Source organism: Streptomyces sp. NBC_00442 (assembly GCF_036014195.1).
Taxonomy (GTDB): Bacteria; Actinomycetota; Actinomycetes; order Streptomycetales; family Streptomycetaceae; genus Streptomyces.
In genome coordinates this window covers 1,168,883-1,194,471 of record NZ_CP107918.1, presented here as the reverse complement: position 1 = coordinate 1,194,471, position 25,589 = coordinate 1,168,883, and the positions used below count along the sequence as shown (strand labels likewise).

The 25,589-nt window shown below is 70.9% G+C and carries 24 protein-coding genes; 15 read left to right on the top strand and 9 right to left on the bottom strand.

From position 1 onward, the window contains the following. Positions 1-179 precede the first annotated feature (179 nt). Positions 180-1,322 carry a winged helix DNA-binding domain-containing protein gene (locus OG432_RS05450; protein ID WP_328308287.1) on the top strand — a complete coding sequence of 381 codons (1,143 nt, stop codon included), beginning with the start codon at positions 180-182 and terminating at the stop codon, positions 1,320-1,322. Between the two features lie 86 nt (positions 1,323-1,408). Here OG432_RS05450 and OG432_RS05445 read toward each other — a convergent pair whose 3' ends face one another. Continuing rightward, a complete protein-coding gene (locus tag OG432_RS05445; RefSeq protein ID WP_328308285.1) occupies positions 1,409-1,759 on the bottom strand; it encodes an SAV_915 family protein in 351 nt (116 codons plus the stop codon). A gap of 311 nt (positions 1,760-2,070) precedes the next feature. Next, entirely contained in the window at positions 2,071-2,730 is a 660-nt protein-coding gene (locus OG432_RS05440; RefSeq protein WP_328308282.1) for a LysE family translocator, read from the bottom strand. 235 nt (positions 2,731-2,965) lie between these two features. On the opposite strand from OG432_RS05440, the gene OG432_RS05435 reads away from it, so the two are divergent. Together OG432_RS05435 and dmpI are read left to right on the top strand one after the other, a co-directional pair. After that, on the top strand, positions 2,966-3,847 hold the full coding sequence (locus OG432_RS05435) for a LysR family transcriptional regulator (protein WP_328308280.1): 882 nt from the start codon (positions 2,966-2,968) through the stop codon (positions 3,845-3,847). Between the two features lie 137 nt (positions 3,848-3,984). Further along, positions 3,985-4,167, top strand: a complete 183-nt coding sequence (gene dmpI, locus OG432_RS05430) for a 4-oxalocrotonate tautomerase DmpI (RefSeq protein WP_328308278.1) — start codon at positions 3,985-3,987, stop codon at positions 4,165-4,167. Between the two features lie 17 nt (positions 4,168-4,184). Here dmpI and OG432_RS05425 read toward each other — a convergent pair whose 3' ends face one another. Further along, on the bottom strand, positions 4,185-5,543 hold the full coding sequence (locus OG432_RS05425; RefSeq protein ID WP_328308276.1) for an MFS transporter: 1,359 nt from the start codon (positions 5,541-5,543) through the stop codon (positions 4,185-4,187). Between the two features lie 195 nt (positions 5,544-5,738). Between OG432_RS05425 and OG432_RS05420 the strand changes: the two genes are divergently transcribed. The 3 genes from OG432_RS05420 (at position 5,739) to OG432_RS05410 (ending at position 10,142) form a co-directional block, all read left to right on the top strand. Continuing rightward, the gene (locus OG432_RS05420; RefSeq protein WP_328308274.1) at positions 5,739-6,569 is read left to right on the top strand and encodes a helix-turn-helix domain-containing protein; all 831 of its coding nucleotides are present in this window, start codon (positions 5,739-5,741) and stop codon (positions 6,567-6,569) included. A 313-nt stretch (positions 6,570-6,882) separates the two neighbouring features. Further along, entirely contained in the window at positions 6,883-8,424 is a 1,542-nt protein-coding gene (locus tag OG432_RS05415) for an AMP-binding protein (protein ID WP_328308272.1), read from the top strand. A 110-nt stretch (positions 8,425-8,534) separates the two neighbouring features. Then, positions 8,535-10,142: an AMP-binding protein gene (locus OG432_RS05410; protein WP_328308270.1), complete on the top strand. Its 1,608-nt coding sequence runs from the start codon at positions 8,535-8,537 to the stop codon at positions 10,140-10,142. A 37-nt stretch (positions 10,143-10,179) separates the two neighbouring features. On the opposite strand, the gene OG432_RS05405 is transcribed toward OG432_RS05410, so the two are convergent. Then, positions 10,180-10,941 carry a hypothetical protein gene (locus OG432_RS05405; RefSeq protein ID WP_328308268.1) on the bottom strand — a complete coding sequence of 254 codons (762 nt, stop codon included), beginning with the start codon at positions 10,939-10,941 and terminating at the stop codon, positions 10,180-10,182. Positions 10,942-11,284: 343 nt separating this feature from the next. Between OG432_RS05405 and gcl the strand changes: the two genes are divergently transcribed. Beyond that, positions 11,285-13,075, top strand: coding sequence for a glyoxylate carboligase (gene gcl / locus OG432_RS05400; protein WP_328308266.1), 1,791 nt, complete (start codon positions 11,285-11,287; stop codon positions 13,073-13,075). Between the two features lie 24 nt (positions 13,076-13,099). On the opposite strand, the gene OG432_RS05395 is transcribed toward gcl, so the two are convergent. Next, positions 13,100-14,044, bottom strand: a complete 945-nt coding sequence (locus tag OG432_RS05395; RefSeq protein WP_328308264.1) for an ArsR/SmtB family transcription factor — start codon at positions 14,042-14,044, stop codon at positions 13,100-13,102. Positions 14,045-14,189: 145 nt separating this feature from the next. On the opposite strand from OG432_RS05395, the gene OG432_RS05390 reads away from it, so the two are divergent. Beyond that, complete coding sequence (locus tag OG432_RS05390) at positions 14,190-14,411, top strand: hypothetical protein (RefSeq protein WP_053725806.1); 222 nt, start codon at positions 14,190-14,192, stop codon at positions 14,409-14,411. A 137-nt stretch (positions 14,412-14,548) separates the two neighbouring features. On the opposite strand, the gene OG432_RS05385 is transcribed toward OG432_RS05390, so the two are convergent. The 4 genes from OG432_RS05385 to OG432_RS05370 all read right to left on the bottom strand — a co-directional run bounded on the left by OG432_RS05385 (position 14,549) and on the right by OG432_RS05370 (position 19,347). Continuing rightward, positions 14,549-15,244 carry an HAD family hydrolase gene (locus tag OG432_RS05385; RefSeq protein WP_328308254.1) on the bottom strand — a complete coding sequence of 232 codons (696 nt, stop codon included), beginning with the start codon at positions 15,242-15,244 and terminating at the stop codon, positions 14,549-14,551. A gap of 655 nt (positions 15,245-15,899) precedes the next feature. Continuing rightward, positions 15,900-17,357 (bottom strand): catalase, encoded by a 1,458-nt coding sequence (locus OG432_RS05380; RefSeq protein WP_328308252.1) that lies wholly within the window; start codon positions 17,355-17,357, stop codon positions 15,900-15,902. Between the two features lie 205 nt (positions 17,358-17,562). Beyond that, entirely contained in the window at positions 17,563-18,453 is an 891-nt protein-coding gene (locus OG432_RS05375; protein WP_328308251.1) for a 2-hydroxy-3-oxopropionate reductase, read from the bottom strand. Positions 18,454-18,513: 60 nt separating this feature from the next. Continuing rightward, the gene (locus OG432_RS05370; protein WP_328308249.1) at positions 18,514-19,347 is read right to left on the bottom strand and encodes a TIM barrel protein; all 834 of its coding nucleotides are present in this window, start codon (positions 19,345-19,347) and stop codon (positions 18,514-18,516) included. A 124-nt stretch (positions 19,348-19,471) separates the two neighbouring features. Between OG432_RS05370 and OG432_RS05365 the strand changes: the two genes are divergently transcribed. The 7 genes from OG432_RS05365 (at position 19,472) to OG432_RS05335 (ending at position 25,176) form a co-directional block, all read left to right on the top strand. Further along, positions 19,472-19,723 carry a hypothetical protein gene (locus OG432_RS05365; protein ID WP_267057163.1) on the top strand — a complete coding sequence of 84 codons (252 nt, stop codon included), beginning with the start codon at positions 19,472-19,474 and terminating at the stop codon, positions 19,721-19,723. A 206-nt stretch (positions 19,724-19,929) separates the two neighbouring features. Continuing rightward, entirely contained in the window at positions 19,930-20,250 is a 321-nt protein-coding gene (locus tag OG432_RS05360; RefSeq protein ID WP_328315006.1) for a helix-turn-helix domain-containing protein, read from the top strand. Between the two features lie 180 nt (positions 20,251-20,430). Further along, complete coding sequence (uraD, locus tag OG432_RS05355) at positions 20,431-20,943, top strand: 2-oxo-4-hydroxy-4-carboxy-5-ureidoimidazoline decarboxylase (protein ID WP_328308243.1); 513 nt, start codon at positions 20,431-20,433, stop codon at positions 20,941-20,943. Then, entirely contained in the window at positions 20,943-21,335 is a 393-nt protein-coding gene (gene uraH, locus OG432_RS05350) for a hydroxyisourate hydrolase (RefSeq protein ID WP_328308242.1), read from the top strand. The genes uraD and uraH overlap by 1 nt, the downstream gene beginning before the upstream one ends. A 5-nt stretch (positions 21,336-21,340) precedes the next feature. Then, complete coding sequence (gene pucL / locus OG432_RS05345; RefSeq protein WP_328308240.1) at positions 21,341-22,264, top strand: factor-independent urate hydroxylase; 924 nt, start codon at positions 21,341-21,343, stop codon at positions 22,262-22,264. 68 nt (positions 22,265-22,332) lie between these two features. Next, positions 22,333-23,733, top strand: coding sequence for a nucleobase:cation symporter-2 family protein (locus tag OG432_RS05340; protein WP_328308238.1), 1,401 nt, complete (start codon positions 22,333-22,335; stop codon positions 23,731-23,733). A 51-nt stretch (positions 23,734-23,784) separates the two neighbouring features. After that, positions 23,785-25,176, top strand: coding sequence for an 8-oxoguanine deaminase (locus tag OG432_RS05335; RefSeq protein ID WP_328308236.1), 1,392 nt, complete (start codon positions 23,785-23,787; stop codon positions 25,174-25,176). The last annotated feature ends 413 nt before the right edge of the window (positions 25,177-25,589 follow it).

Below are 25,589 nucleotides of genomic sequence, written 5' to 3'. Positions count from 1 at the left end.
GTCATACGTCCTTGTACCTCCTTGTCCGGACGGCGGGCCTCCGGGGCGGGGGCCGGGGCGCTCGAACGCGGCGCTTGAGAGGGCTGCCAAGCGCCGCCAAAAGGGGGAGGCCGGGAGCGGGGGGCGGGGCCGGGTTGGCGGGGCGGGCCCGGCCACCGGCGTGGAGTACGGTGCGCGCCATGGCCTCGAAAACCGGCACCGGCGCACCCCGGCGCACCCACCCCGTGCTCTCGCGCCGCGCGCTCAATCGCGCCACTCTCGACCGACAGCTCCTGCTCCGACGCAGCCCCACGCACACACCCAAGGACGCCGTCGCCCACCTGCTCGGGCTCCAGGCGCAGAACGTCAAGCCGCCCTACTTCGCCCTCTGGTCCCGGCTCGCCGGGTTCCGGCCGGAAGCGCTCTCGGAGCTGATGGAACGGCGTGAGGTCGTGCGCATCGTCACCATGCGGTCCACCATCCACACGCACACCGCGGACGACGCTCTCACCCTGCGCCCGCTGGTACAGGCGGCGCGGGACCGCGAGCTGAACACCTTCCGCAAGGGGCTGGCCGGGGTCGACACGGAGCGGCTCGGCGAGGTCGTACGCGCCCAGGTCGAGGACCGGCCGCGCACCATGAAGGAACTCCGCGTGGCGCTCCTGAAGCAGTGGCCGGACGCGGATCCCTTCGCCCTGTCCGTCGCCGCGCGCTGCGTACTCCCGCTGGTACAGGTCACCCCGCGCGGCCTGTGGGACCGTAGCGGCCAGGTAGCGCTCACCACGGTGGAGCACTGGCTCGGCCGTCCGGCCCGGCCCGTGCCCGCGCCCGACGAAACCGTGCTGCGCTACCTGGGGGCCTTCGGCCCGGCCTCGGTCAAGGACATGCAGACCTGGGCCGGCCTGACCCGGCTCGCCGGCGTCTTCGACCGGCTGCGCCCTCGGCTGGCGGTCTTCCAGGACGAGAACGGCGTCGAACTCTTCGACCTGCCGGACGCCACCCGGCCCCACGAGGACACTCCGGCCCCGGTGCGCCTCCTGCCCGAGTTCGACAACCTGCTGCTCTCGCACGCCGACCGGACCCGGATCGTTCCGGCCGAGCACAGGGGCCGCAGCTGGAGCGGGAATCAGGCGCACCGCACGCTGCTCGTCGACGGATTCCTCGCCGGGATCTGGCGCATCGCGGAGCAGACGGGCGGACACGCGCTGCTCACCGTGCAGCCGTTCGGCAAGCTCGGGCGGGCGCGCCGCGCGGAGGTCGCGGAGGAGGGAGCGCGGCTGCTGGCCGACATGACGTCGGCCACCTCATGCGACGTGCGGTTCGGGGACTTCGCCGCCGTCTGAGAGCGCTCCCACCGCTTGGACGGGCAGGCCCTCGCCATCGGGCACACGCCCGCGCGGCGCGGGTGGGACGCCCAAGCCGGAACCCGTCAGCGGCTCAGGGCGTGGTCCCGGCGGGCGCACAGGGGCGGGGTCTGGCACTGGCGGCTGTGCGGGACCGGCGGGGTGAGTACCGGATCCACCGTCAGGCAGGTCACACCGAGCGGTGCTGAGAGCGCTCTCAACGCCGGCTCCGCCAGCCGGATCCACCTCTGGTCGCCGCCCAGGACGGCGGTCAGCCGGTCCCGGCTCGTGAAGCCCACCGCGGTACGCGCGCCGAACTCATCGCGCAGGAAACGTAGTTGGTGTCCTCCGGCAGAGCCGAGCCGAACCGGCACATACAGCGGCCCTGCCGGGGGGCGTTCTTCGGGATCGGCGTCCTCGATGGTGAGGCTGTCCATGGTGTCCTCCGGTGCGGGAGTGCGGATGCCGTACGCGTCATGCGCCCGTGCGCCTGAAGGTATGCCCCCGCCGCCGCCCCGGTCTCCCGCGCTGACACGGTATTGACCCCGCTGCCACCGATTTTGACGCGTTCCTGGTGCAGGTCGGCGCGGGGGCGCGGGCCGGCGGAGACCGGTGGTGCGGGAGCAGGGCCGCGCGACGGCTTCATCCCACCGGGTGTCGAGTGCTGCCAGAGGCCGGATGCCGGATGCCGAGTGCCTCGGGGCGTCGAGTGCGTCCGGTGTCGAGTGCCTTCGGGCTCAGGCGGCGTTCAGTCGGCGCGGCCCGTCGCCGCCACCGTCACGCCGAGTCCGATCATCGCGAAGCCGCCCGCGCCGCCGATCAGCGAGAGCCGTCGCTCGGAGCGCGCGAACCAGCCACGGGCCGCTGCCGCGCCCAGGCCCCAGAGGGTGTCCGTGATCAGGCCGATCGTGATGGGGATCAGCCCGAGCAGCAGCATCTGCGACGGCAGATGCCCGGCCGTGTGGTCCACGAACTGCGGCAGTACCGCGGCGAAGAACACGATGCCCTTGGGGTTGGTGACGCCTACCAGGACGCCGTCCGCGACGGTCCGCATGTCGCCATGAGCCGGCCGCGCCGCGGCCGCCGCCTCACCGATGGCCGCCACCCCGAGCCGCATCTCCTTGCGGTGCCGATAGGCCTGCACCCCGAGCAGGACGAGATACGCGGCCCCCGCCAGCTTCACCGCCATGAACACCGCGGCCGAACGCTCCACCAGCGCGCCGATCCCCAGCGCCACCGCGCAGACCAGCACGTAGGAGCCGAGGACGTTGCCGAGGACCGTCGCGAGGGCGGTGCGGCGGCCGTGCGCCAGGGCCCGGCCGATCACGAACAGCACGCTCGGCCCGGGGATCGCGATCACCAGGAGGGACATCGCGGCGAAGGCGAGGTAGCGATCGGTGGACACCATGGCCGCCATTCAACCTCACCCGTGCCCATGAGCCCAGGGCGCCGACGTCCTGCCCCGGGCTGAGCAGTGCCCGGCCCACGCGAAGTTCCCTGCCTCCTCCGGTGCGCGGACGAGCGCGGATCGGGCGCGGTCGGGGGACAGGTGCGGATCGGGTTCTGGGGCGGCGCAGGCCCCGGGAGCCCCGTGCGGGGCCGGTGTGCGCAGGGCCGGGGCGCGTTCTCGTACAGTCGCCCGCATGGAACTGCGGCAGCTCAGCTACTTCGTCACCGTCGCCGAGGAACTCCACTTCGGGCGGGCCGCCGAGCGACTGCACATCGTCCAGTCGGCGGTGAGCCAACAAGTACGGCGATTGGAAAGCGAGTTGGGGTGCGATCTCTTCGACCGGTCGCCGCGGTACGTGCGCCTCACCGCGGCCGGAGAGCGATTGCTGCCCGAGGCGCGGGAGGTGCTGGCCGCCGCCGAGCGGGCCAGGGCCTCCGTCCGTGAACGCCCGACCCTGCGGCTCGGCACCAGCAACGGACTCGGCGAGCACCTCGACCGGGTCCTCGGCGTCTTCGCCGGGCTCGCCCCCGGCGTCGCGGTCGAGCTGACCCAGGCGCCCGCCCGCGAGCGCCTCGCGCAGGTCGCCGACGGCCGGCTCGACGCCGCCTTCGTACGCTCCCCGGAACCCGCACCCGGTCTGCGCATCGTGCCTCTGTGGGAGGACCCGCTGGTCGTCGCTCTCCCCGCCGGCCATCCCCTCGCCGGCCACGAGGAGATAGCGCTCTCAGACCTTGCCGCGCTTCCCCTGTGCATCACCGACCGCCGCTCCAACCCCGCGCTCGTCGATCTGGTCGTGGGCGCCTGCCACGCCGCCGGTTTCGAGCCGGTCCCCGGCCCCGCCGGCGGCTCGCTCCAGAACAGCCTGGCCGCCATCGGGCTCGGCTCGCTGTGGACCGTCGTGTACGCCGCCCACGCCCGCGCGCTGCACGCCCCGCGCGTCGCCTTCCGGCCGGTGCGCGCCCCGGGTCTCTCCCTGCCCACCGCCCTCGTGGTCGGCGCCGAGCGCGCCCCGGCCGCCGTCGAGTCGCTCCTGAGAGCGTGTTCAGCGGGGCCGACCCCGCTTCAACCCCATTGACCAGCAGCGATCACGAAAGCTGATCGCTGCGGTCGCGCTCTGGCCCTTGGTCGGGCGGTACGGATCCGATGGACTGAGGTCACGCCGGTGAGCGACCCGGACAGGCCGGGAAGCCGCCGCTGACAGAGGAGTCGGTCATGCCCATCGTCACCATCCAGCAGGGCCCCCGCGACGTCGAGCTCAAGCGCGACCTGGTCAAGCGCGTCACGGACGCGTTCGTCGACGCGTACAAGATTCCGGCCGAGACCGTGCAGGTGTGGATCCACGAGGTCCCCACGGACAGCTGGGGCGCGGCCGGCACGCTGACCGCCGACAAGTAGCCACGAGCGGCGGCGAGTCAGCGCCGCCGGGCTCGGGCAGGCCGGACCGTACGGGGGTCGGACGGCCTGCGGTCCGCCGCCCGCCGAGAGCGCTCTCGGCGCGGCGGACAGCCGTCCCCGCTCCGGGCCTCGTCCCCGCTCCGGGCCTCGTCCCGGGTCCCAACCCGGTCCCGGGTCCCGCCCCCGCCCCGGGCCCCATCCCCAGTTCTCTCCCCGCCCCGAACATCGTCCCCACCGTCGCGCCCGTATCGGCGGCGGCCGTACGCCGCCAGGGCGGTCAGGGGGACGGCAAGTATCGCCGCGACCGTGAACAGGCCCTGGAACGCGCCCTGTTGGGCCGCTCCGGAGGCGAGTCCCGTGCCCAGGGCGCTGCCCAGGTACAGGGCCACTCCGAACAGGGCGATCCCGCTCGCCCGAGCCCGAGGCACCAGCAGCGTCGCCCACGCCTGGACCGTCGAGTGCAGGAACGCCCACCCGCCGCCGAGCAGCACCGCGCTCACGCCCAGCGTCACCAGGGACGGGTGCACCGCGGCGACGGCGTAGGCGAGCGTCACCTGGGCGCCGCCGACCACGATCAGCGTGACCGGACCGAGCCGCCGGGCGGGCCGCCGTACCACCTGGGCGCCGCCCATCGCCGCCGCCCCGTACAGCGCCGCCACCGCCCCCGCGGTCGCCGGGGCCGCGCCCAGCGACTCCAGCGCGGGCGGCAGATAGGTGAAGCAGCCCAGCAGGACGCCCCCTTCGAGCAGGGCCACGCCCATCACGTACCACTGCCAGCGTGACCGAACGACGGTACGGAGCGCCCCGCCCTCGCGTGGTGCGAGCGCGGGCTCGGGCAGGCGTCGCAGGGCCCACGCGAGATATCCGGCGAGCAGGCCCGGGAGCGCGAACACCAGGCGCCAGCTCACCCAGTGGGCCAGCACCCCGGCGACGACGGTGGCCAGTGCGGTGCCCAGCGCGAAGGCCGACATCAACGAGCTCAGCGCGCGCTGCCGTTCGGCCGGTGCGACCGTGTCACCCACGTACGTCAGGGAGCCGGCGATGGCGGCCGCGAAACAGGCCCCGGTCAGCCCTCGCACCACGACCAGCGAGGCCGCGTCCGGCGTCACCGCGGATGAGAGCGCTCCCAGCGCGGCGGCGGCGAGCGACAGGCGCATCACCCGCACCCGTCCGTAACGGTCGCTCGCCATGCCCCAGAACGGCTGGGCGAGCCCGTAACCGAGGGTGTAGGCGCTCGCCGCGAGCGCGGCCGTGCCGAGCGGCACCCCCAGGCCCGATCCGATGAGCAGGAGCATGGGAGCGATCGAGAAGCGGTCGAAGTTGCTGACGAACCCTGCGGCGCAGAGCAGTCTCCGGCGAGGCGGTGAAAGGGTCATGTCCTCAGCTCAGCAGGGGGAGCCGGGCCCGTGTCCGCTCAGCCGATTAGCATCGCTGACACGGTGAGGCACATCCGCGACGGAGACACAGGCAGAGACATAGGCACAGGCACAGACAACAGACAACAGACGCAGGCAGAGGCACACGCCAGACACAGGCAGAGGCGGACGCGGAGACAGAGGCATGCTGACGTCGTGACGTACCCGGACATCACCACAAGTGACCCCCGCGCCGAACTGGGCGCGTTCCTCCGCTCGCGGCGGGAGCGCCTGGCGCCCGGGGAGTTGGGGCTGCCCGTCACGCCGCGCCGGCGCACCCCTGGTCTGCGCCGCGCGGAGGTCGCCGAGTCCGCGGGGATCAGTACGTCCTGGTACGCGTGGCTCGAACAGGGCCGCGTGCGTACCTCGGAGCAGGTGCTGCGGGCGGTCGCGCGTGCTCTTCGGCTGGGCCCCGCCGAAACCGCCCACGTACTGTCGTTCGCGGAGGACGCCGCCGCGCCGCCCGTCGCCTCGGCCGGCTGGGTCTCGCCGAACCTGCGCTCCCTGGTCGACGCACTGCTTCCGCACCCGGCGATGGTCATCGACCCGCACTGGGACCTGCTGGCGTGGAACAGCGCCTACGCCGCGCTCGTGACCGACCTGGCCCGGGTGCCGCCCAAGCGGCGCAACATGCTCTGGCTGGTGTTCCGTTGGCCGCCGTGCCGGATGCTGCTCGCCGACTGGGAGCCCGAAGCCCGCACGCTGCTCGGCCAGTTCAGGGCGCGGGCCGCCCGCCGGCCGCACGATCCGAGGTATGCCGAGATCATCGAGGCGATCGGGCAGGACGCGCACGCCGCGCGCTGGCTCGCGGAGCGGGAGACCGCCGAGTTCCGCCCGGCCGTGAAACGCTTCCGGCACCCCGTCGCGGGCGAACTGCGTCTGCGTTCCGTCAAGCTCGCCGCGGTCGACGAACCCGGACACCACTTTCTGGCCTACCTCCCCGACGACTCCGCGTCCGAGGCGGCCCTTCGCGCACTCGACGACTGAGGGCCCCGGCCGGCCCCGCTCCCCGGCCGACCCCGCCGGCCCGCCGACCCCGCCGACCCCGCCGGCCCGCGGGCCTCGCCCGCCGGGCGCCCCGGCCCACGCCCCGCCCCCCTGAGCCCCAGCCCTCCGCCTTGGGCCGTCCGCCCACGCCCGCCTCCTCGCCGCTCTGAGCAGGGCAATTCGTCATTTGGGCCGCTCGGGGCGCCGGTAGGTACCAGACTTCCTCCGACACATGCGGTACATGCCATACGTGCCGTGGATCTCGCGGACACGGCGGACACAGTGGGTCCAGCGGACACAGGGGAGAAGAGCGATGCGGACACCGATGACGGTCTCGGACTTCCTCGACCGGGCTGAGCTGGGGTTCTCCTCCAGTACCGGCGTCGTCGACGAGCCCGACCAGCCGGGCCCGCCGGTGCCCGGACTGACCTACGGGCGGTTCGCCGAGCGGGTCCGGGCCTGGCAGGCGGGATTCGACGCTCTCGGCGTCGGCGAGGGCGAGCGGATCGCGGTGGTCGGCCACAACTCCGCGCGCATGCTGGAGCTGCTGTTCGCCGTGCCGATGAGCGGGCGGATCTGCGTGCCGGTCAACTTCCGTCTCAAGCCCGACGAGGTCGAGTACCTCGTGCGGCAGAGCGGTGCGTCGGTCCTGCTCGTCGACCCCGAGCTCGACGAGGAGCTGTCCGGCGTCACGGCGCGCCACCGGTTCGTGCTCGGAGAGCCGACAGAGACCGGTCTCATGCGCTTCGGCGTGGAGCCACGAGCGTGGTCGAACCCCGACGAGGACGCGACGGCCACGATCAACTACACCTCCGGAACGACCGCGCGGCCCAAGGGAGTTCAGCTGACCCACCGCAACATCTGGGTCAACGGCCTGACGTTCGGACTGCACACCCGCGCCTGGGAACGCGACGTCTACATGCACACCCTGCCGATGTTCCACTGCAACGGCTGGGGCATGCCGTACGTGATGGCCGGGCTCGGTGTGAAACAGGTCGTGCTGCGCAAGGTCGACGGCCCGGAGATCCTGCGCCGGGTGGAGGAGCACGGCGTCACGCTGATGTGCGGCGCCCCGGCCGTGTGGAACACGGTGCTCGACGCGGCGGCGTCGTGGCGGGGCGAGATCCCGGGCCGCGACCGCGTACGGGTCGTCTGCGCCGGGGCACCGCCGCCCAGCAGGATGATCCAGCGGATGGAGGAGGAACTGGGCTGGGAGTTCCTCCAGATCTACGGGCTCACCGAGACGTCCCCGCTGCTCACCATGAACCGGACCCGCCCGGCCGACGAGGGACTCCCGGCCGAGGAGCGGGCGCGCAGGCTGTCGCGGGCCGGTGTGCCCGCGCTCGGCGTCAAGCTGAAGGTGTCCGGCTCGGGCGAGGTGCTCGCCCGGTCCAACCACGTGCTCGACGGATACTGGGAGAAGCCGGAAGAAAGCGCCGCCGCCCTGCGGGACGGATGGTTCCACACCGGTGACGGCGGCACGATCGCCGAGAGCGACGGCTGCCTGACGATCTCGGACCGGAAGAAGGACGTGATCATCACCGGTGGCGAGAACGTGTCCTCGATCGAGGTGGAGGACGCGATCTTCAGCCACCCGGCCGTCGCCGAGGTCGCCGTCATCGGGGTGCCCCACGAGAAGTGGGGCGAGACGATCAAGGCACTGGTGGTCCTTGCGCAGGGCGCCGCCGTGACGGAGGCCGACATCATCGCGTACTGCAAGGAGCGAATGGCCCGCTACAAGGCGCCGACCAGCGTCGAGTTCCGCGAGGCGATCCCGCGTACCGCCACCGGCAAGATCCAGAAGTTCAAGCTGCGCGAGCCGTACTGGACCGGGCTCGACCGCGGGATCAACTGACGTGCCGGGTGCGGGCGGCCGAGTCGATCTTCCCGGTGCGCCGGGGTAGGCAGGTCACGGGCGGTCGGGGCATGCTGAGTGCCCCGGCTGAGGAAATGAGGCGCGCTGCGATGGTGACTCTCTCGTACGCCCATGGAGTGAGCGGCACCGCCCTGCTCGGCGACACGATCGGCGCCGATCTGGACCGGACGGTCCGGGCGCACGGGGAGCGCGAGGCGCTGGTCGACCATGTGTCGGGCCGGCGCTGGACGTATGCCCAATTCGCCCTGGATGTAGCGCAGTTGGCGGCCGCGCTGCTCGGCGATGGCGTGGCCAAGGGGGACCGGGTCGGTATCTGGGCGGTGAACTGCCCCGAGTGGGTGATGGTCCAGTACGCGACGGCGCGGATCGGCGCGGTGCTGGTCAACATCAACCCGGCCTACCGCGTGCACGAGTTGGGGTACGTACTGAAGCAGGCCGGGGTCTCGGTCCTGTTCGCCTCGCTGTCCCACAAGTCGAGCGACTACCGGGCGATGGTGGAGCAGGTGCGGGGCGACTGCCCGGCACTGCGTCGTACCGTCTTCATCGGCGACGAGGGGTGGGACGTCCTGATGGCGTCCGGCGCCGAACTCGACCGGGGCGAACTGGCGGCCCGCGAGGCGGAGTTGTCCTGCGACGACGCGGTCAACATCCAGTACACCTCGGGAACGACGGGTTTCCCGAAGGGGGCCACCCTCTCTCATCACAACGTGCTCAACAATGGTTATTTCGTAGGCGAGTTGCTCGCCTACACCCCGGCCGACCGGATCTGTGTGCCGGTGCCGTTCTACCATTGTTTCGGCATGGTGATGGCCAACCTGGCGGCCACCTCGCACGGCGCGTGCATCGTGATTCCGGCGGCCTCCTTCGACCCGGAGGCGACCCTGCGCGCCGTGCAGGCCGAGCGCTGCACCTCCCTGTACGGCGTGCCCACCATGTTCATCGCCGAGCTGAACCTGCCCGGCTTCGCCGCGTACGACCTCTCCTCGCTGCGCACCGGGATCATGGCGGGCTCGCCGTGCCCCGCGGAGGTGATGAAGCGGGTGGTCGCCGAGATGCACATGGCCGAGGTGTCCATCTGCTACGGCATGACCGAGACCTCTCCGGTCTCCACGCAGACCCGTACCGACGACGACCTGGAGCGGCGCACCGGCACCGTCGGCCGGGTCATGCCGCACGTCGAGGTGAAGGTCGTCGACCCGGTCAGCGGCGTCACCGTCCCACGCGGCGAACCGGGCGAGCTCCGCACCCGCGGCTACAGCGTGATGCTGGGCTACTGGGACGACCCCGAGCGGAGCGCCGAGGCCATCGACGCGGGGCGCTGGATGCACACGGGCGACCTCGCGGTGATGCGTGAGGACGGGTACGTCGAGATCGTCGGACGGATCAAGGACATGATCATCCGTGGTGGCGAGAACGTGTACCCGCGCGAGATCGAGGAGTTCCTGTACGGGCATCCCAAGATCGGCGACGTCCAGGTGGTCGGGGTCCCCGACGAGCGGTACGGCGAGGAGATCCTGGCCTGTGTCATCCCGCGCGATCCCGCGGACCCGCCCACCCTGGACGAGCTGGCCGCGTACTGCCGGGACCGGCTCGCCCACTACAAGATCCCCCGCCACCTGCGTATCCTCTCCGCGTTCCCGATGACGGTGAGCGGAAAGGTGCGCAAGGTGGAGCTGAGGGAGGCGTACGGGGCCTGAAACCGCGCGGCGGGCCGGCGGCCGGGGCCGGGGGGCCTCAGGGGCCGGACGCGACCAGTTCGCGGGCGGCCGCGTTCACCGGCTGGGGCGTCCCCGCCAGGTCGAGGACGAACAGCGGGACCCACAGGTCGTCGGCGCGCAGCAGGGCCTCGCGCGTGTATCCGGCGAGCGAGAAGTGGACGCCGCACGCCTCCGCGGTCATGGCGTGCAGCCACAGGCACTCGATCGCCCCCGGTGAGGCGGGCAGGGTCGTCGGGTCCACCCGGGCCACCAGGCCCCGGCCGCGCAGATCGATGCCGGAGGCGGGGCGGGGCTCGGCACGGTACAGCTCGCGAAAGCCCAGCCAGACCAGGTAGAGCGCGGCCGCCGTCACCGTGTCGTGCGCGGTCCGGATCGTCCGCGGCCTGAACGCCCCGCGGGCCCGTGCGCCGGCGGGCGCCGACGGGGGAGGCGCGGGCGCTCGGGGCGCGGCCGTCGTGGGAGCGGGGGGCGCGAGCGGCGTGGTGGCGGGTGGCGTGGCCGGGGACGGCGTGGTCACGGGGCGCACCGGCACCCTCAGGACGGTCCCGCAGGAGCAGCCGAGCTCCGGCTGTGGCCACTGGCTCTGCAGGTCACAGGACCGACACCGGACGGTGACCCAGGTGTCCGTCCAGGTGCGGTGGGTGATCGGGGAGGGCGGGGCGCCGCGCTGAATGGGCGGCGCGAGCGGTGCGCCGCAGGCGCAGGGATAGGCGGGCGGCACATAGACGTGGTCCCGCCCGCATCCGGGGCAGCGCACCGGTACGCCGTCACGGCTCATCCGCCCCCCACCTCCACGGCGACGTCCGGGCAGCACGCCGGTACGCCTTCACCGTTCATCGGCCCCCACCTCCACCGCGACGCGGTCCCCACGGGGCTCCCGGGCCGCGCCGGACGAGCCCCTCGGCGGCCGTCGCGGAGGCTCCGCGGTCCATGGTCCACCAACCAGGACCGTCGCGTGGCGCATTCGCGCATCCCGGCTCTCCCTTGACGCGCTGGCGAAGCCGTCCTACATTGCTTCCACATAGCAGAATGATACTTCCGCATTACGGAAACGGACTCGAAGGCGGCGCGGCCAGGCGGCGCGCCTGAGCCCGCTCCGCCGGCCGAAGCAGGAGCACCCCATGCCTCGTATGACCGCTGCCCGAGCGGCAGTTGAGATCCTCAAGCTCGAAGGCGTCAGCCACGCCTTCGGCGTGCCGGGCGCGGCGATCAACCCCTTCTACCGGGCGCTCAAGGAGGGCGGTGGCATCGACCACACCCTCGCCCGCCACGTCGAGGGCGCCTCCCACATGGCGGAGGGATACACGCGCGCCAACCCGGGCAACATCGGTGTCTGCATCGGTACGTCGGGCCCCGCGGGCACCGACATGATCACGGGCCTCTACTCCGCGATCGGCGACTCGATCCCGATCCTGTGCATCACCGGCCAGGCCCCGGTCGCGGTGATCCACAAGGAGGACTTCCAGGCGGTCGACATCGCCTCGATCGCCAAGCCGGTCACCAAGGCCGCGACGACCGTCCTGGAGGCCGCGCAGGTCCCCGGCGTCTTCCAGCAGGCCTTCCACCTGATGCGCTCCGGCCGTCCCGGCCCGGTCCTCATCGACCTGCCGATCGACGTCCAGCTCACCGAGATCGACTTCGACCCGGAGACCTACCAGCCGCTCCCGGTCTACAAGCCGGCCGCGAGCCGCGCCCAGATCGAGAAGGCCATCACCTTCCTGCTGGAGTCCGAGCGCCCGCTGATCGTCGCCGGTGGCGGCATCATCAACGCGGACGCCTCCGACCTGCTGGTCGAGTTCGCCGAGATCACCAACACCCCCGTCGTGCCGACGCTCATGGGCTGGGGCACCATCCCGGACGACCACGAGCTGAACGCCGGCATGGTCGGTCAGCAGACCTCGCACCGCTACGGCAACGCGACGTTCCTGGAGTCGGACTTCGTCCTCGGCATCGGCAACCGCTGGGCCAACCGTCACACCGGTTACAAGCTCGACGTCTACACCCAGGGCCGCAAGTTCGTCCACGTCGACATCGAGCCCACCCAGATCGGCAAGATCTTCGCGCCGGACTACGGGATCGCCTCCGACGCCAAGGCCGCCCTGGAGCTCTTCGTCGAGGTCGCCAAGGAGCTGAAGGCCGCCGGCAAGCTGCCCGACCGCTCCGCGTGGGTCGCATCCCACCTGGAGCGGAAGTCCACGCTGCAGCGCCGCACGCACTTCGACAACGTGCCGATGAAGCCGCAGCGGGTCTACGAGGAGATGAACAAGGCCTTCGGCCCGGAGACGCGCTACGTCACCACCATCGGCCTCTCCCAGATCGCCGGCGCGCAGATGCTGCACGTCTACAAGCCGCGCAACTGGATCAACTGCGGCCAGGCCGGCCCGCTCGGCTGGACCATCCCGGCCGCGCTCGGCGCCGCGACCGCCGACCCCGAGGTTCCGGTCGTCGCCCTGTCCGGCGACTACGACTTCCAGTTCATGCTGGAGGAGCTGGCGGTCGGCGCGCAGCACAAGATCCCGTACGTCCACGTTCTCGTGAACAACGCCTACCTGGGCCTGATCCGTCAGGCGCAGATCGGCCTGGACATCAACTTCCAGGTCAACCTGGAGTTCGAGAACATCAACTCCCCGGAGCTGGGCGTCTACGGCGTCGACCACGTCAAGGTCGTCGAGGGCCTGGGCTGCAAGGCCATCCGCGTCACCGAGCCGGACCAGCTGCTGCCCGCGTTCGAGGAGGCCAAGAAGCTGGCCGCCGAGTTCCGCGTCCCGGTCGTCGTCGAGGCGATCCTGGAGCGGATCACGAACATCTCGATGAGCCCCACGTCCGACATCAGTGCGGTCAAGGAGTTCGAGGAGCTCGCCACCGAGCCGGGTCACGCCCCGACGGCGATCCGTCCGCTGACGGCTTCTTGATCCACGGTTCCGCGGGTTCCTGAGTCACGGCTTCCCGGGCCCCGGCCTCTGCGCCGGGACCCGATGACGCCGCCCGAAACGGTCCGGCCCCCGTTCCCCCGCACTGGGGAACGGGGGCCGGACGCTTTGCGCGGCCGGACACTGCCTAGGCCGCGCTGCCGGCCTCGCGTTCGGGAGCGTCTTGAGGGTGGAGAGGATCATCACCCAGCCGCCGCTGACGCCCTTGAGCATCTCGCTGTCCGGGGTGTCGAACCCATCGTGCGTAAGGGTCAGCTTCACGCCGAGCGAGGCCGGCTCGGCGTGCCGGATGTCGAAGGCGACCCGGGACTGTTCGCTCCGGGCCCGCGCGAACTCCTCGTCGCTGTCGAAGAGGTGACGGTGCATCGGAAGAAGTCGATGCCAGGTGTACGCGAGCCGCCGGCCCGGCACCGCCTCGACGACGACCTGGTCGAGATCCTCGTACGCTCCGTCCGGCCCCATCTTCCACAGCACCGGCGAACCCACCCGCCACACCGACATGGGGCCCCAGCCGCCGAAGTACCGCTGGGCGAACTCGGCGTCCGTCAGGGCCGCGTAGAGCCGCTCGGGGGTGGTCTCGATGTAGATGGTGTACGCGAACTCGGGCTTGTCCACGGCGACTTCCTCCGCACGGCTCGTTTTCGGATCCCGGCCGCCGGCCGGGGTGGGCCCTTCGTGCCCGTACTTCCCGATCCAGCGGTCGGACAGCTCCCGGATGGGCGCGGGATCGAGGTGGTGGACCTTTTCCCGGCCGCGTCGCTCGGAGGCGACCAGGCCCGCCGCCTCCAGCACCGCGAGGTGCTTGCTCACCGCCTGCCGCGACATCGCGAGCCCCTCGCGCAAATCCCTCAGCGTCTGCCCGTCCCGCGCCCGGAGCCGGTCGAGCAGACGGCGCCTGCTGGGGTCGGCCAGGGCCCTGAAGACGTCGTCCACGGATACCTCCGGCTGCACGTCGGCAACCTCACGGTTGCGTGTCAATTCGTGACGATTTTCGCACCACAACGCGTTGCGGTCGGGGCCAGGACCGGATCGATTCCCCATCGTCACCCGGCGGGCCTGCCCTTCGGGCCCTCCGGCGGCGCATACTGGGACGACGATGACGAAGCCATCCGCGCCCCGGCGCCACCTGCCCACCAGCCCCTTCAAAGCCCCGGACGCCCCGGCGGCCAAGCACTTCATCCTGGGAGACCGGGTCACACACGACCAGTTCGGCCTGGGAACCATCATCGGGGTCGAGGACGGCGTCGCGATGCTCGTCGACTTCGGCTCCCGCCAGGCCCGAATCGTCAGCCCGTACACCCGCATGGACAAGCTCTAGCCTTCCGCCCCATGGGAGAGCCCCGGTCCGGACCGCAGTCGCGGCCCGGACCGGGGGCGTGTCCGGGGCCTTGAGGCACCCTGCGGGCTGCCCGTCCGGGTGAACCTCGTTCACCCGGCACCGGCACCCCGCCCCGGTCATTCGGGGACGCTGCGCAGCGCCGGACGCGCGGCGGGCGGTGCATCCGACGCCTCGTCGGACACGAGGGCCGTCAACTGGGTGAGGGAGTCGATCCGCCAGTCCGCCGCCGACACGACGTCCGGGTCCTCGGCCCACCAGTGCCCCCACGGCCCGCGCCGCAGATGGGCGACGCGCAGCCCGGCCGCCTTGGCGGGGAACACGTCGTTGGCGGGGTGTGAGCCCACGTACACGGTCTCGTGCGGGCCTGTTCCGGACGCGTCGAGCACCCGCTCGAAGAACGCCGCCGCGGGCTTGGCGACGCCCCACTCCTCGGACGTGACCACCAGGTCGGCGGGCAGATCGAGACCGCGCAGAAGTTCGCCGGCGCGCGCCGACTGATTCCCGGCGATCACCACACGGACACCCAGCTTGCGAAGGCTGCCGAGAGCGGGCCGCACGTCGTCGTACAGGTCGGTCTCGTCCAGGTGCTCGCCCCGGCCCGAGGCCTCGCGGGCCAGGTACGCCTCGCGCACGTCCATGCCGGGCTTGAGTATGCGCAGCGCGTCCGCCGGGTCGCGGCCTTGCGTGACGACCGCCCCGACGAGGACGGAGAGGGTGTGCCTGGGTACGCCGATCCAGTCGGCCCAGGAAGCCCAGTAGCGGTCGTCGCGTACCAGTGTTTCGCCCGTGTCGAGCACGATCGTCTCAATCATCGAGGCGATCCTAGGCGCACACCCCCGCATCCACCGGCGACGACGCCACTTCGCCGGCGCCCGGCGCGTCCCCGGCCGTGGCCGGGCGGTGGGGAGGGGGGCCGGTGCCGTCGCCGGTACGGACGCGCACGCGCCCCGCAGACGCGCCTGGAGCCCGCCGACACGACTTGCTCGTCGCGTGGGAAGGCCCCGCGTGGCCGACGGGACGCAACTCCCGGCGCTTGCGGTGCGTTCGGGTCGACGGCACCGTCCCGGAAAAGATCAAGGCCCCACCCGGCATGCGGGTGGGGCCTTGATCATCGGACGTCCGATTCGGGACCGTAAACCGAACCCGACGCCCTGGCTGGGGAGTTGTACCCGTCCGGCGGAGCGAGGCTGGCGCGACAGGACGTTCGCGCCGCCGGACGGAGTTCTTGGGGGGAGGAGAGATCCGGGATCGCGGCGGAGGCGATTGGTGGGGGCGCCTGGTCCCTTCCTTCAGGTCAAGAAGGGGGGCGCACTCACCTTCACCACCGCACTGGCATCGCCGCACCGCCGCGATCCTCAGGTTGTCCATATCCGCCGACCACCCCTCATCCGGGTCGGCGGATCGGACGGTGCAAGGAATTTGACCTCCCGTCAATTTCCTTGCACGGTCTGCGGGTCGAACCGGCTGCTAGTCCTCGCGCAGGGCGCGGACGGCCTCCTCGACGCGCTTGCCGTACTCGGCGTCGGCGGCGTGGAAGTGGGCCAGGTTCTTCTCGATGACGTCGTCGCGAGTGACCTGCGAGAGGCCACCGGCGATGTTCGCCACCAGGCGGGACTTCTCGTCGTCCGACATCAGACGGTAGAGCTCGCCCGCCTGGAAGAAGTCGTCGTCCTTGTTGTGCAGGGGCGCCTCGTGCGTGCCCGTCCAGCCGTGGATGGCCAGGGGGGCCGACAGGGCGGCGTCGGTCTGCGACGGGCCCGCGTACGAGTTGGGCTCGTAGTTCTTGTCGGTGCGCCGGCCGTAGCGGGTCGCCATCAGGCCGTCGCGGCCGTAGTTGTCCGCCTCGGTCGCCTTCGGGGCGTTGACCGGGAGCTGGGTGTGGTTGACGCCCAGGCGGTAGCGGTGCGCGTCCGCGTAGGCGAACAGGCGGCCCTGGAGCATCTTGTCGGGGGAGGGGCCGATACCCGGAACGAAGTTGTTCGGGGAGAAGGCGGCCTGCTCGACCTCGGCGAAGACGTTGTCCGGGTTGCGGTCCAGGACCAGACGGCCCACGCGCTGCAGCGGGTAGTCGCTGTGCGGCCACACCTTGGTGAGGTCGAACGGGTTGAAGCGGTAGTCCGCGGCCTCGGCGACCGGCATGATCTGCACGTACAGCGTCCAGGACGGGTTCACGCCGCGCTCGATGGCCTGCAGCAGGTCCGTCTGGTGGCTGTTGGCGTCCTTGCCGACCGTCTCGGCGGCCTGCTCGGCGGAGAGCGAGCGGACACCCTGGTTCGTCTTGAAGTGGTACTTGACGAAGAAGGCCTCACCCTGGGCGTTGGTCCACTGGTAGGTGTGGGAGCCGTAGCCGTTCATGTGGCGGTAGGAGGCCGGGATGCCGCGGTCGCCCATGAGCCAGGTGACCTGGTGGGTGGCCTCGGGGGCGTGCGCCCAGAAGTCCCAGACGTTGTCCGGCTCCTGCTTGCCCGTGAAGGGGTCGCGCTTCTGGGAGTGGATGAAGTCGGGGAACTTGATCGGGTCCTTGATGAAGAACACCGGGGTGTTGTTGCCGACGAGGTCGTAGTTGCCCTCAGCGGTGTAGAACTTCAGCGCGAAGCCGCGGGGGTCGCGCACCGCGTCGGCGCCGCCCAGCGAGTCGGCCACGGTGGAGAAGCGGATGAACGTCTCGGTCCGCTTGCCCACCTCGCCGAGGAAGTCGGCCTTCGTGAAGCCGGTGACGTCGTCGGTCACCTCGAAGTAGCCGTACGCGCCGGAGCCGCGGGCGTGCACCACACGCTCCGGGATGCGCTCACGGTTGAAGCGCGCGAGCTTCTCCAGGAGGTGCTGGTCCTGAAGCAGGATGGGGCCACCGACGCCGGCGGTGGCGGAGTTCTGGTTGTCGGCGACGGGGGCGCCGGACTCGGTCGTAAGCACGCGCTTCGACATCGTGACCTTCCGTACTGGAGCTGCACCGCTGACTGTTCGGCGGTTCCTGGAGCGTAAGGAGGCCCGGAACGGAACGTCAACAGTTTGTTGAAAATGGAGTTGTGAGCTTCCGGACGGCGGCGGCGCCTGGGCGCGACAGGACAGGTGTCAGCGCCGCCGCCGCCCGGAAATCAGGGGCCCCCGAGGGGGCGGAGGGCTCGCGGGATCAGACCTGCGAGCCGGAGAGGCGCTCGACCGCGCGGAGCAGGGCCGAGTGGTCGAGGCCACCGTCGCCCTGGGCGCGCAGGGAGGCGACCAGCTGGGCCACGACCGCGCCGACCGGCAGGGCCGCGCCCACGTTGCGGGCGGCGTCGGTGACGATCCCCATGTCCTTGTGGTGCAGGTCGATCCGGAAGCCGGGCTTGAAGTCCCGGTTCAGGAAGTTGCCCTTCTTGCGGGTCAGCACGGTCGAGCCGGCCAGGCCGCCGTTGAGCACGTCCAGGGCGGCTTCGAGGTTCACGCCCGACTTCTCGAGGAAGACGACGGCCTCGGCGCACGCCTGGATGTTGACCGCGACGATGAGCTGGTTGGCGGCCTTGACCGTCTGGCCGGAGCCGTGCGGACCGCACAGGACGATGGTCTTGCCGAGGGCTTCGAGGATCGGCAGCGCGACGTCGAAGTCGGCCTGCTCGCCACCCACCATGATCGACAGGACGGCCTCGATGGCGCCGGCCTCGCCGCCGGAGACGGGGGCGTCCAGGACGCGGATGCCCTTCTCCGCGGCGTTCTTCGCCAGGTCGACCGAGGTCTGCGGGGTGATCGACGACATGTCGACGATCAGCGCGCCCTTCTTGGCGTTGGCCAGGATGCCGGCCTCACCGTACGCGATGGCTTCCACCTGCGGGGAGGCCGGGACCATGGTGATGATCACGTCCGCGTCCTTGACCGCCTCGGCGATCGAGGGGGCGGCGGTGCCGCCGGCGGCCGCGAGGCGGTCCAGCTTGTCCTGCTCCAGGGTGAAGCCGGTGACCGAGTAGCCGGCCTTGATCAGGTTCTCGGACATGGGGGAACCCATGATCCCGAGGCCGACCCATGCGATCTTGGGGAGGTTGCTCATGAGGGTGCTGCCTTCCTAAAAGCTTTAATGCGTCGAGAAGTTGAGGCCCGGGGGCGTGCCTCAGCGGGCCGCGCGGGCCTCGGCGGGGAGCCACTCGAAGGAGGCCGCGGCATCGGCGGCCTTGTACTCCAGGCCCACCCAGCCGTCGTAGCCGGCCTTCTTGAGCTGGTCGAGCAGCTCCTCCAGCGGCAGCGAGCCGGTGCCCGGAGCGCCACGGCCCGGGTTGTCGGCGATCTGCACGTGGCCGGTCTTGTCGGCGTACGCCTCGATGACCTCGGAGACGTTCTCGCCGTTCATCGAGAGGTGGTAGATGTCGAGGAGGAACTTGGCGTTGCCAAGACCCGTCGCCTCGTTCACCTTGTCGATGACCTCGATGGCGGAGGGGGCGCTCACCAGCGGGTAGAGCGGCGACTCCGGCTTGTTCAGGGTCTCGACCAGGAGGATGGCCCCCACCCGGTCGGCCGCGCGGGCCGCCAGGACGAGGTTCTCCAGGGCGAGGGCGTCCTGCACCTGAGGGTCGGCGCCCTCGACGCGGTTGCCGTAGAGCGCGTTGAGCGCCTTGCAGCCGACCGAGGCGGCGAAGTCGGCCGCCACCTCGATGTTGGCGCGGAAGCGGTCCGACTCCTCGCCGGGAACCGACAGCGCGCCGCGGTCCGGGCCCGGGAGGGCGCCGGCGTAGAAGTTGAGGCCCACCAGCTGGGTGCCGGCGTCGTCGAGCGCCTTTTTGAGGGCGTCGAGCTCGGCCTGCTCGGGGGTGGGTGTCTCGATCCAGGGCCACCACAGCTCGACCGCCGTGAAGCCCGCCGCGGCGGCAGCCGCGGGGCGCTCCAGGAGCGGGAGTTCCGTGAAGAGGATCGAAAGGTTTACATCGAAGCGCTGGTCCGTGTATCCCATGAGGGGTGTGCGCTCCTTCCGTATTGCGGAAGTTGTTTTCTGCTTGATGGAAGGTTGCAGTGGGACCGGCGAGCTTGTCAAGAGGGCCTCCCTGATTTCGTCCCCTTCGCAGTAGGTTGAGCGGGTGCGATTGAGAGTGGAGTTCACGACCGAGCCCTTCGATCTCGACGAGGCGCCGCCGCATGCCGTGGTCGCCCGCGACGTCGTCCAGGCGGCCCGGCTCGACGCGGTGGACGTCGGCCCCTTCGGCAACACCGCGGAAGGCGGCGCGGACGAGGTGCTGACCGCCGTGGACGCGCTGCTGCGCAAGGCCCTGGCGGCGGGCGCCACCCGCGTCTCGCTCCAGGTCAATGTGATCGGGGAGGGCGAGCAGTGACCGAATCGGTGGACCAGCCTCCCGCGCCCGCGGCCGACGCCGTGGACCAGCCCCCCGCGGCCGACGCCGTGGACCAGCCCCCCGCGGCCGGACCGGTGGAGCGCGCCCCGGAGCCCGTGGCCGGATCCTCGGACCGGCCCCTCGCGCACACCGCGGAGCCCGCGGACCATCCGCTGCTCCAGGCGGTCAAGCCGCTCGTCGACGCCATGGGCGCGGAGATACTGCCGCCCGGCCTCGCCCGGCCCGACGACGTGGTGCTCGCCTGGGAGGGCCAGGACGTGGCCGCGGTACGCCTGCCGCAGCTCTCCGACTCCCTGGACCACATCCTGGCCGCCATGGAGCGCCGCCACGGAATGCCCCTTTCGGCCCTCGACCGCAAGGCCAAGCAGTCCGCCGTGCGGACCCTGGAGGCGCGCGGCGCCTTCTCGGTGCGACACGGCGTGGAGACGGTCGCCTCGGCCCTCGGGGTCAGCCGCTTCACCGTGTACAACTACCTGAACAGGGAAAACACCGCCAAGGACGACTGAGCGAGCACGCTCGGTGGTCGTCCGGGCACCCCCCCGCGCAGCAAGCCGCGCAACGAACCGCCGTCCGGGCACCGGGCGGCGGTTTTTGTCACCCCAAGTTTTCAACAAAGTGTTGACGGGATGTTTCTCAGGGCGTTAGCTATCCGCAGCCCGTTCAGCACCAAGGCCACGGAGGCCGCCGTGACTACGACTTCGACACCGGGCCTCGCCCGGTTCAACACCTCACAGGACAGTGCGGCCCTCGCCGCGCTCCACGAGGTGTGCGCCAGCTCGGCGTGGGGGAGCAAGGTGCTCGCCCAGCGCCCGTACGCCACCGCGCAGGACCTCTTCGCAGCCAGTGACGCCGCTTTGGCCGAGCTGACCGCGAAGGATCTGGAAGAGGCGATGGCCGGGCACGCGCCGATCGGCCGGCCGAAGCCCGGTGACCCCACCTCCGCACGTGAACAGCGCGGCATGGCCGGGGCCTCCGAGGCCCTCAAGGCCGAGCTGCTCGAACTGAACCTGGCCTACCAGGAGAAGTTCGGCCATGTCTTCCTGATCTGCGCGACCGGCGCCACCGGCGAGCAGATGCGCGATGCGGTCAAGACCCGGATCGGCAACACCTCCGACGAGGAGCGCGAGATCGTGCGCACCGAGCTCGGGAAGATCAACCGAATCCGGCTGACCCGTCTTGTAGAAGAGGACAAGGACTGATGAGCACCGCCACCACCGCCTCGGTGTCCACGCACATCCTGGACACCAGCGTCGGACGCCCCGCCGAGGGCGTCGCCATCTCGCTCGCGGCCCGCTCGGGCTCCGACGCCGAGTGGACCGCGCTCGGCGGCTCCGCGACCGATGCGGACGGGCGCTGCAAGGACCTGCCGGCGCTGCCGGAAGGCACGACCCACGTGCGTCTCGATTTCGAGGTCGAGACGTACTTCTCCAAGAAGAAGCAAGCCGAGGCGCAGCAGGACGCCCCCCGCGTAAGGGACAGCGGTGCGTTCTTCCCGGAGGTGGCGATCACTTTCGCCGTCACCCCGGGCGAGCACTATCACGTACCGCTGCTGCTCAACCCGTTCGGCTACTCCGTTTACCGAGGGAGCTAGCAGACATGCCCACGATTCTCGGCCAGAACCAGTACGGCAAAGCAGAGAACCGCGTCGTCAAGATCACGCGGGACGGCGACACGCACCACATCAAGGACCTGAACGTCTCCGTCGCCCTCTCCGGTGACATGGAGGACGTGCACTACAACGGCTCGAACGCCAACTGCCTGCCGACCGACACCACCAAGAACACGGTGTACGCGTTCGCCAAGGAGTACGGCATCGAGTCCGCCGAGCAGTTCGGCATCCACCTCGCGCGGCACTTCGTGACCTCGCAGGAGCCGATCAAGATCGCGCGGATCCGGATCGAGGAGTACTCCTGGGAGCGCATCGAGACCTCCGAGGCCAACTCGAAGTTCATCGGCTCCGACGACGTCAAGCACTCCTTCGTCCGCAAGGGCCAGGAGACCCGGGTCACCCAGATCACCTACGACGGTGAGAAGTGGGAGGTCATCTCGGGCCTCAAGGACCTGGTCGTGATGAACTCGACGAACTCCGAATTCTGGGGCTACGTCAAGGACAAGTACACGACGCTCCAGGAGGCCTACGACCGGATCCTGGCAACCCAGGTCTCCGCGCGCTGGCGCTTCAACTGGACCGACGACGAGCAGAAGGCGCCCAACTGGGAGAAGTCCTACGAGCAGGTGCGCAAGCACATGCTGCAGGCCTTCGCCGAGACGTACTCCCTCTCGCTCCAGCAGACCCTGTACCAGATGGGTTCGCGCATCATCAACAGCCGGTCCGAGATCGACGAAGTCCGTTTCTCGCTGCCGAACAAGCACCACTTCCTGGTGGACCTCGAGCCGTTCGGGCTCAAGAACGACAACGAGGTCTACTTCGCGGCCGACCGTCCGTACGGTCTGATCGAGGCGACCGTCCTGCGCGACGGCGTCGAGCCGCAGATCCCGGTCGACATGACCAACCTCTGACGCGGCCCCGAGCCGTCCCCCGCCCGCCCGCAGTCGGGCGGGGGACGGCTCGGACCGGAGGGATTCTCATGGCACAGCCCGCAATGGCGCCGGCACCTGCCGACGGCCCATGTCCCACCCCACCCGACGGTGCCGTGCACCCGGTGGATGAAAAGCTCCCCCCCTCGCGGCTCGTCCCCGCCGCGCTCCAGCACATCGCCGCCATGTACGCGGGCGTTGTCACCCCTCCGCTCATCATCGGCCAGGCGGTCGGCCTCGACACCGCGGGACAGACCCGGCTCATCGCCGCCAGTCTGCTCATCGCGGGTCTCGCCACCGTCCTGCAGACCCTCGGCGTCGCGAACTTCGCCGGAAACCGGCTCCCGTTCGTGAACGCGGCCTCATCGGCCGGCATCGCCCCCATGCTCGCGATCGCCGAGACCAGCGCGCCAGGCCACCAACTCCCCGCCATCTACGGCGCGGTGATGGTCGCCGGAGTCTTCTGCCTCCTGGTCGGCCCCTTCTTCGGCCGGCTGCTGCGCTTCTTCCCGCCGCTGGTGACCGGTGTCGTGATCACGCTCATCGGCGTCACGCTCATGCCGGTACCCGTGTCCTGGGCCCAGGGCGGTGACAAGACGGCCGCCGACTTCGGCTCCATGAAGAACCTGGCGCTCGCCGCCTTCACGCTCGTGGTGATCCTGCTCTTCCAGCGCTTCGGCCGCGGATTCCTGCGCCAAGTCGCCCTGCTGCTTGGCCTGTTGATCGGCACACTCGCGGCGATCCCGTTCGGCATGGCCGACTTCTCCGCGATGCGGTCCGCGCCCGTCGCGGCCCTGCCGACGCCCTTCTCCTTCGGCGCCCCCGAGTTCCACCCCGCCGCCGTGCTCTCGCTGTGCATCGTGATGCTGGTCCTCATGACCGAGTCCAGCGCCGGCATGCTCGCCATCGGCGAGATCTGCGAGCGCCGCACCGACGGCCGCACCATCGCCCGCGGCCTGCGCACCGACGGCATCGCCACGCTCCTTGGCCCCGTCTTCGGCGGCTTCCCCACCAGCGCGTTCGCCCAGAACGTCGGGGTCGTCTCGCTGACTCGCGTACGCAGCAGGTACGTTGTCGCCGTCGCGGGCGGCGCCCTTCTGGTGCTCGGAGCCTTCCCGGTGCTCGGCGCGGTCGTCTCGCTGGTCCCGATGCCGGTGCTCGGCGGCGCGGGAATCGTCCTGTTCGGCTCGATCGCGGTCAGCGGCATCCGCACGCTCTCCGAGGCCGGACTCGACGACAGCTCCAACATCATCCTGGTGGCCGTGGCACTCGGAGCGGGCATCATCCCCCTCGCCGCACCCACCTTCTACGCCGGATTCCCCGCCTGGGCACAGACCGTGCTCGGATCGGGCATCAGCGCCGGGGCGCTCACCGCGGTGCTGCTGAACCTCTTCTTCCACCATCTCGGCACCCGGAGCCGCGTCGCGGCCCCGGCACTCAAATCCTCGTAGGGTCCTGCCGTGCCCCCGTCACAACCGCCACTGAGCAAAGAAGGAAGCATCATGGCACCTTCGGCAGCCCCTCAGCGCATCGTCATCGAAAACTGTGCGATCGCAACCGTGGACGCGAACGACACCGAGTATGCATCCGGCCACCTGGTCATCGCCGGCAACACCATCGAGTCGGTCGGAGCCGGCGCGGCCCCCCAGGGCCTTGCCGACGTGGTCCGCCGCATCGACGCCACCGGCCATCTGGTCACCCCCGGCCTGGTCAACACGCACCACCACTTCTACCAGTGGATCACCCGCGGCATGGCCACCGACCACAACCTCTTCGACTGGCTGGTCGCGCTGTACCCGACATGGGCGCGCATCGACGAACGGATGGGGCGCGTGGCGGCCCAGGGCTCCCTCGCGATGATGGCCCGCGGCGGCGTCACCACCGCCATGGACCACCACTACGTGTATCCACGGGGCTCCGGCGACCTGTCCGGCGCGATCATCGGCGCCGCCTCCGAGATGGGCGTGCGCTTCACCCTGGCCCGCGGCTCCATGGACCGCAGCGTCAAGGACGGCGGCCTGCCGCCGGACTTCGCCGTCGAGACCCTCGACGGCGCGCTCGCCGCGACCGCCGAGACCGTCGACCGCTTCCACGACGCCTCCTTCGGTTCCATGACCCAGGTCGCCGTCGCGCCCTGCTCGCCCTTCTCGGTCTCCACCGAACTCATGAAGCAGGGCGCCGAGTTGGCCCGCGCCAAGGGCGTACGGCTGCACACGCACGGCTCGGAGACCATGGAGGAGGAGCAGTTCTGCAAGGAGCTGTTCGGCATGGGCCCGACCGACTACTTCGAGTCGACCGGCTGGCTCGGCAGCGACGTGTGGATGGCGCACTGCGTCCACATGAACGACTCCGACATCGCCGCCTTCGCCCGCACCGGCACCGGCGTCGCCCACTGCCCCTCGTCCAACGCGCGCCTGGCCGCCGGCATCGCCCGCGTCCCGGACATGCTGAAGGCCGGCGTGCCCGTCGGCCTCGGTGTCGACGGCACCGCCTCCAACGAGTCGGGCGAGCTCCACACCGAACTGCGCAACGCGCTGCTCATCAACCGCCTCAACGCCCAGCACCGCGAACGCGCGCTCAACGCCCGCCAGGCCCTGCGCCTGGGCACCTACGGCGGCGCCCAAGTACTCGGCCGCGCCGCCGAGATCGGCTCGCTCGAAGCCGGCAAGCTCGCCGACCTCGTGCTGTGGAAGCTGGACACCCTCGCTCACGCCTCCATCGCCGACCCGGTCACGGCGCTGGTGTTCGGCGCCGCGGCGCCCGTGACCGCCTCGTTCGTGAACGGCAGGCAGATCGTCGAGAACAGCCGCCTCACCACGGTCGACGAGGACGCCATCGCGGTGGCGACCCGTGAAGAGGCCCAGCGCCTCGCCCGGATCGCCGCGCAGGCCTGACCCCAAGGAGTCCGGCCGAGGGGGACGGCCCTCGGCCGGTCGCCGTGGACCCGAGCGGGGTCCGCGGCAGCTGGGCCGGGGGGTGCGTACTACAAGGACGTACGCACCCCCCGGAACGGTGAAACCCGTCCTGATCACCATGCAAGGAACGGCAGTTGACGGATCGTCACCAGACGTGCCGACACTGGACGTACCGTCACCAGACGTGCCGACACTGGACGTACTGACACCAGACGTACCGTCACCCGGCGTTCCGTCACCATCCGTGGCCGCCCGTCCGGGACCGGTCCCCACCCGAGCCCCACCCGGGACCGACCCGGCACGCACGACAGCCGAGCCGCGCTGTTCGCACCGCCCGCACCACCTGTTCCAGTCGCTCAACGCACCACCTCCCTGACAGTCGCGTCCACCGC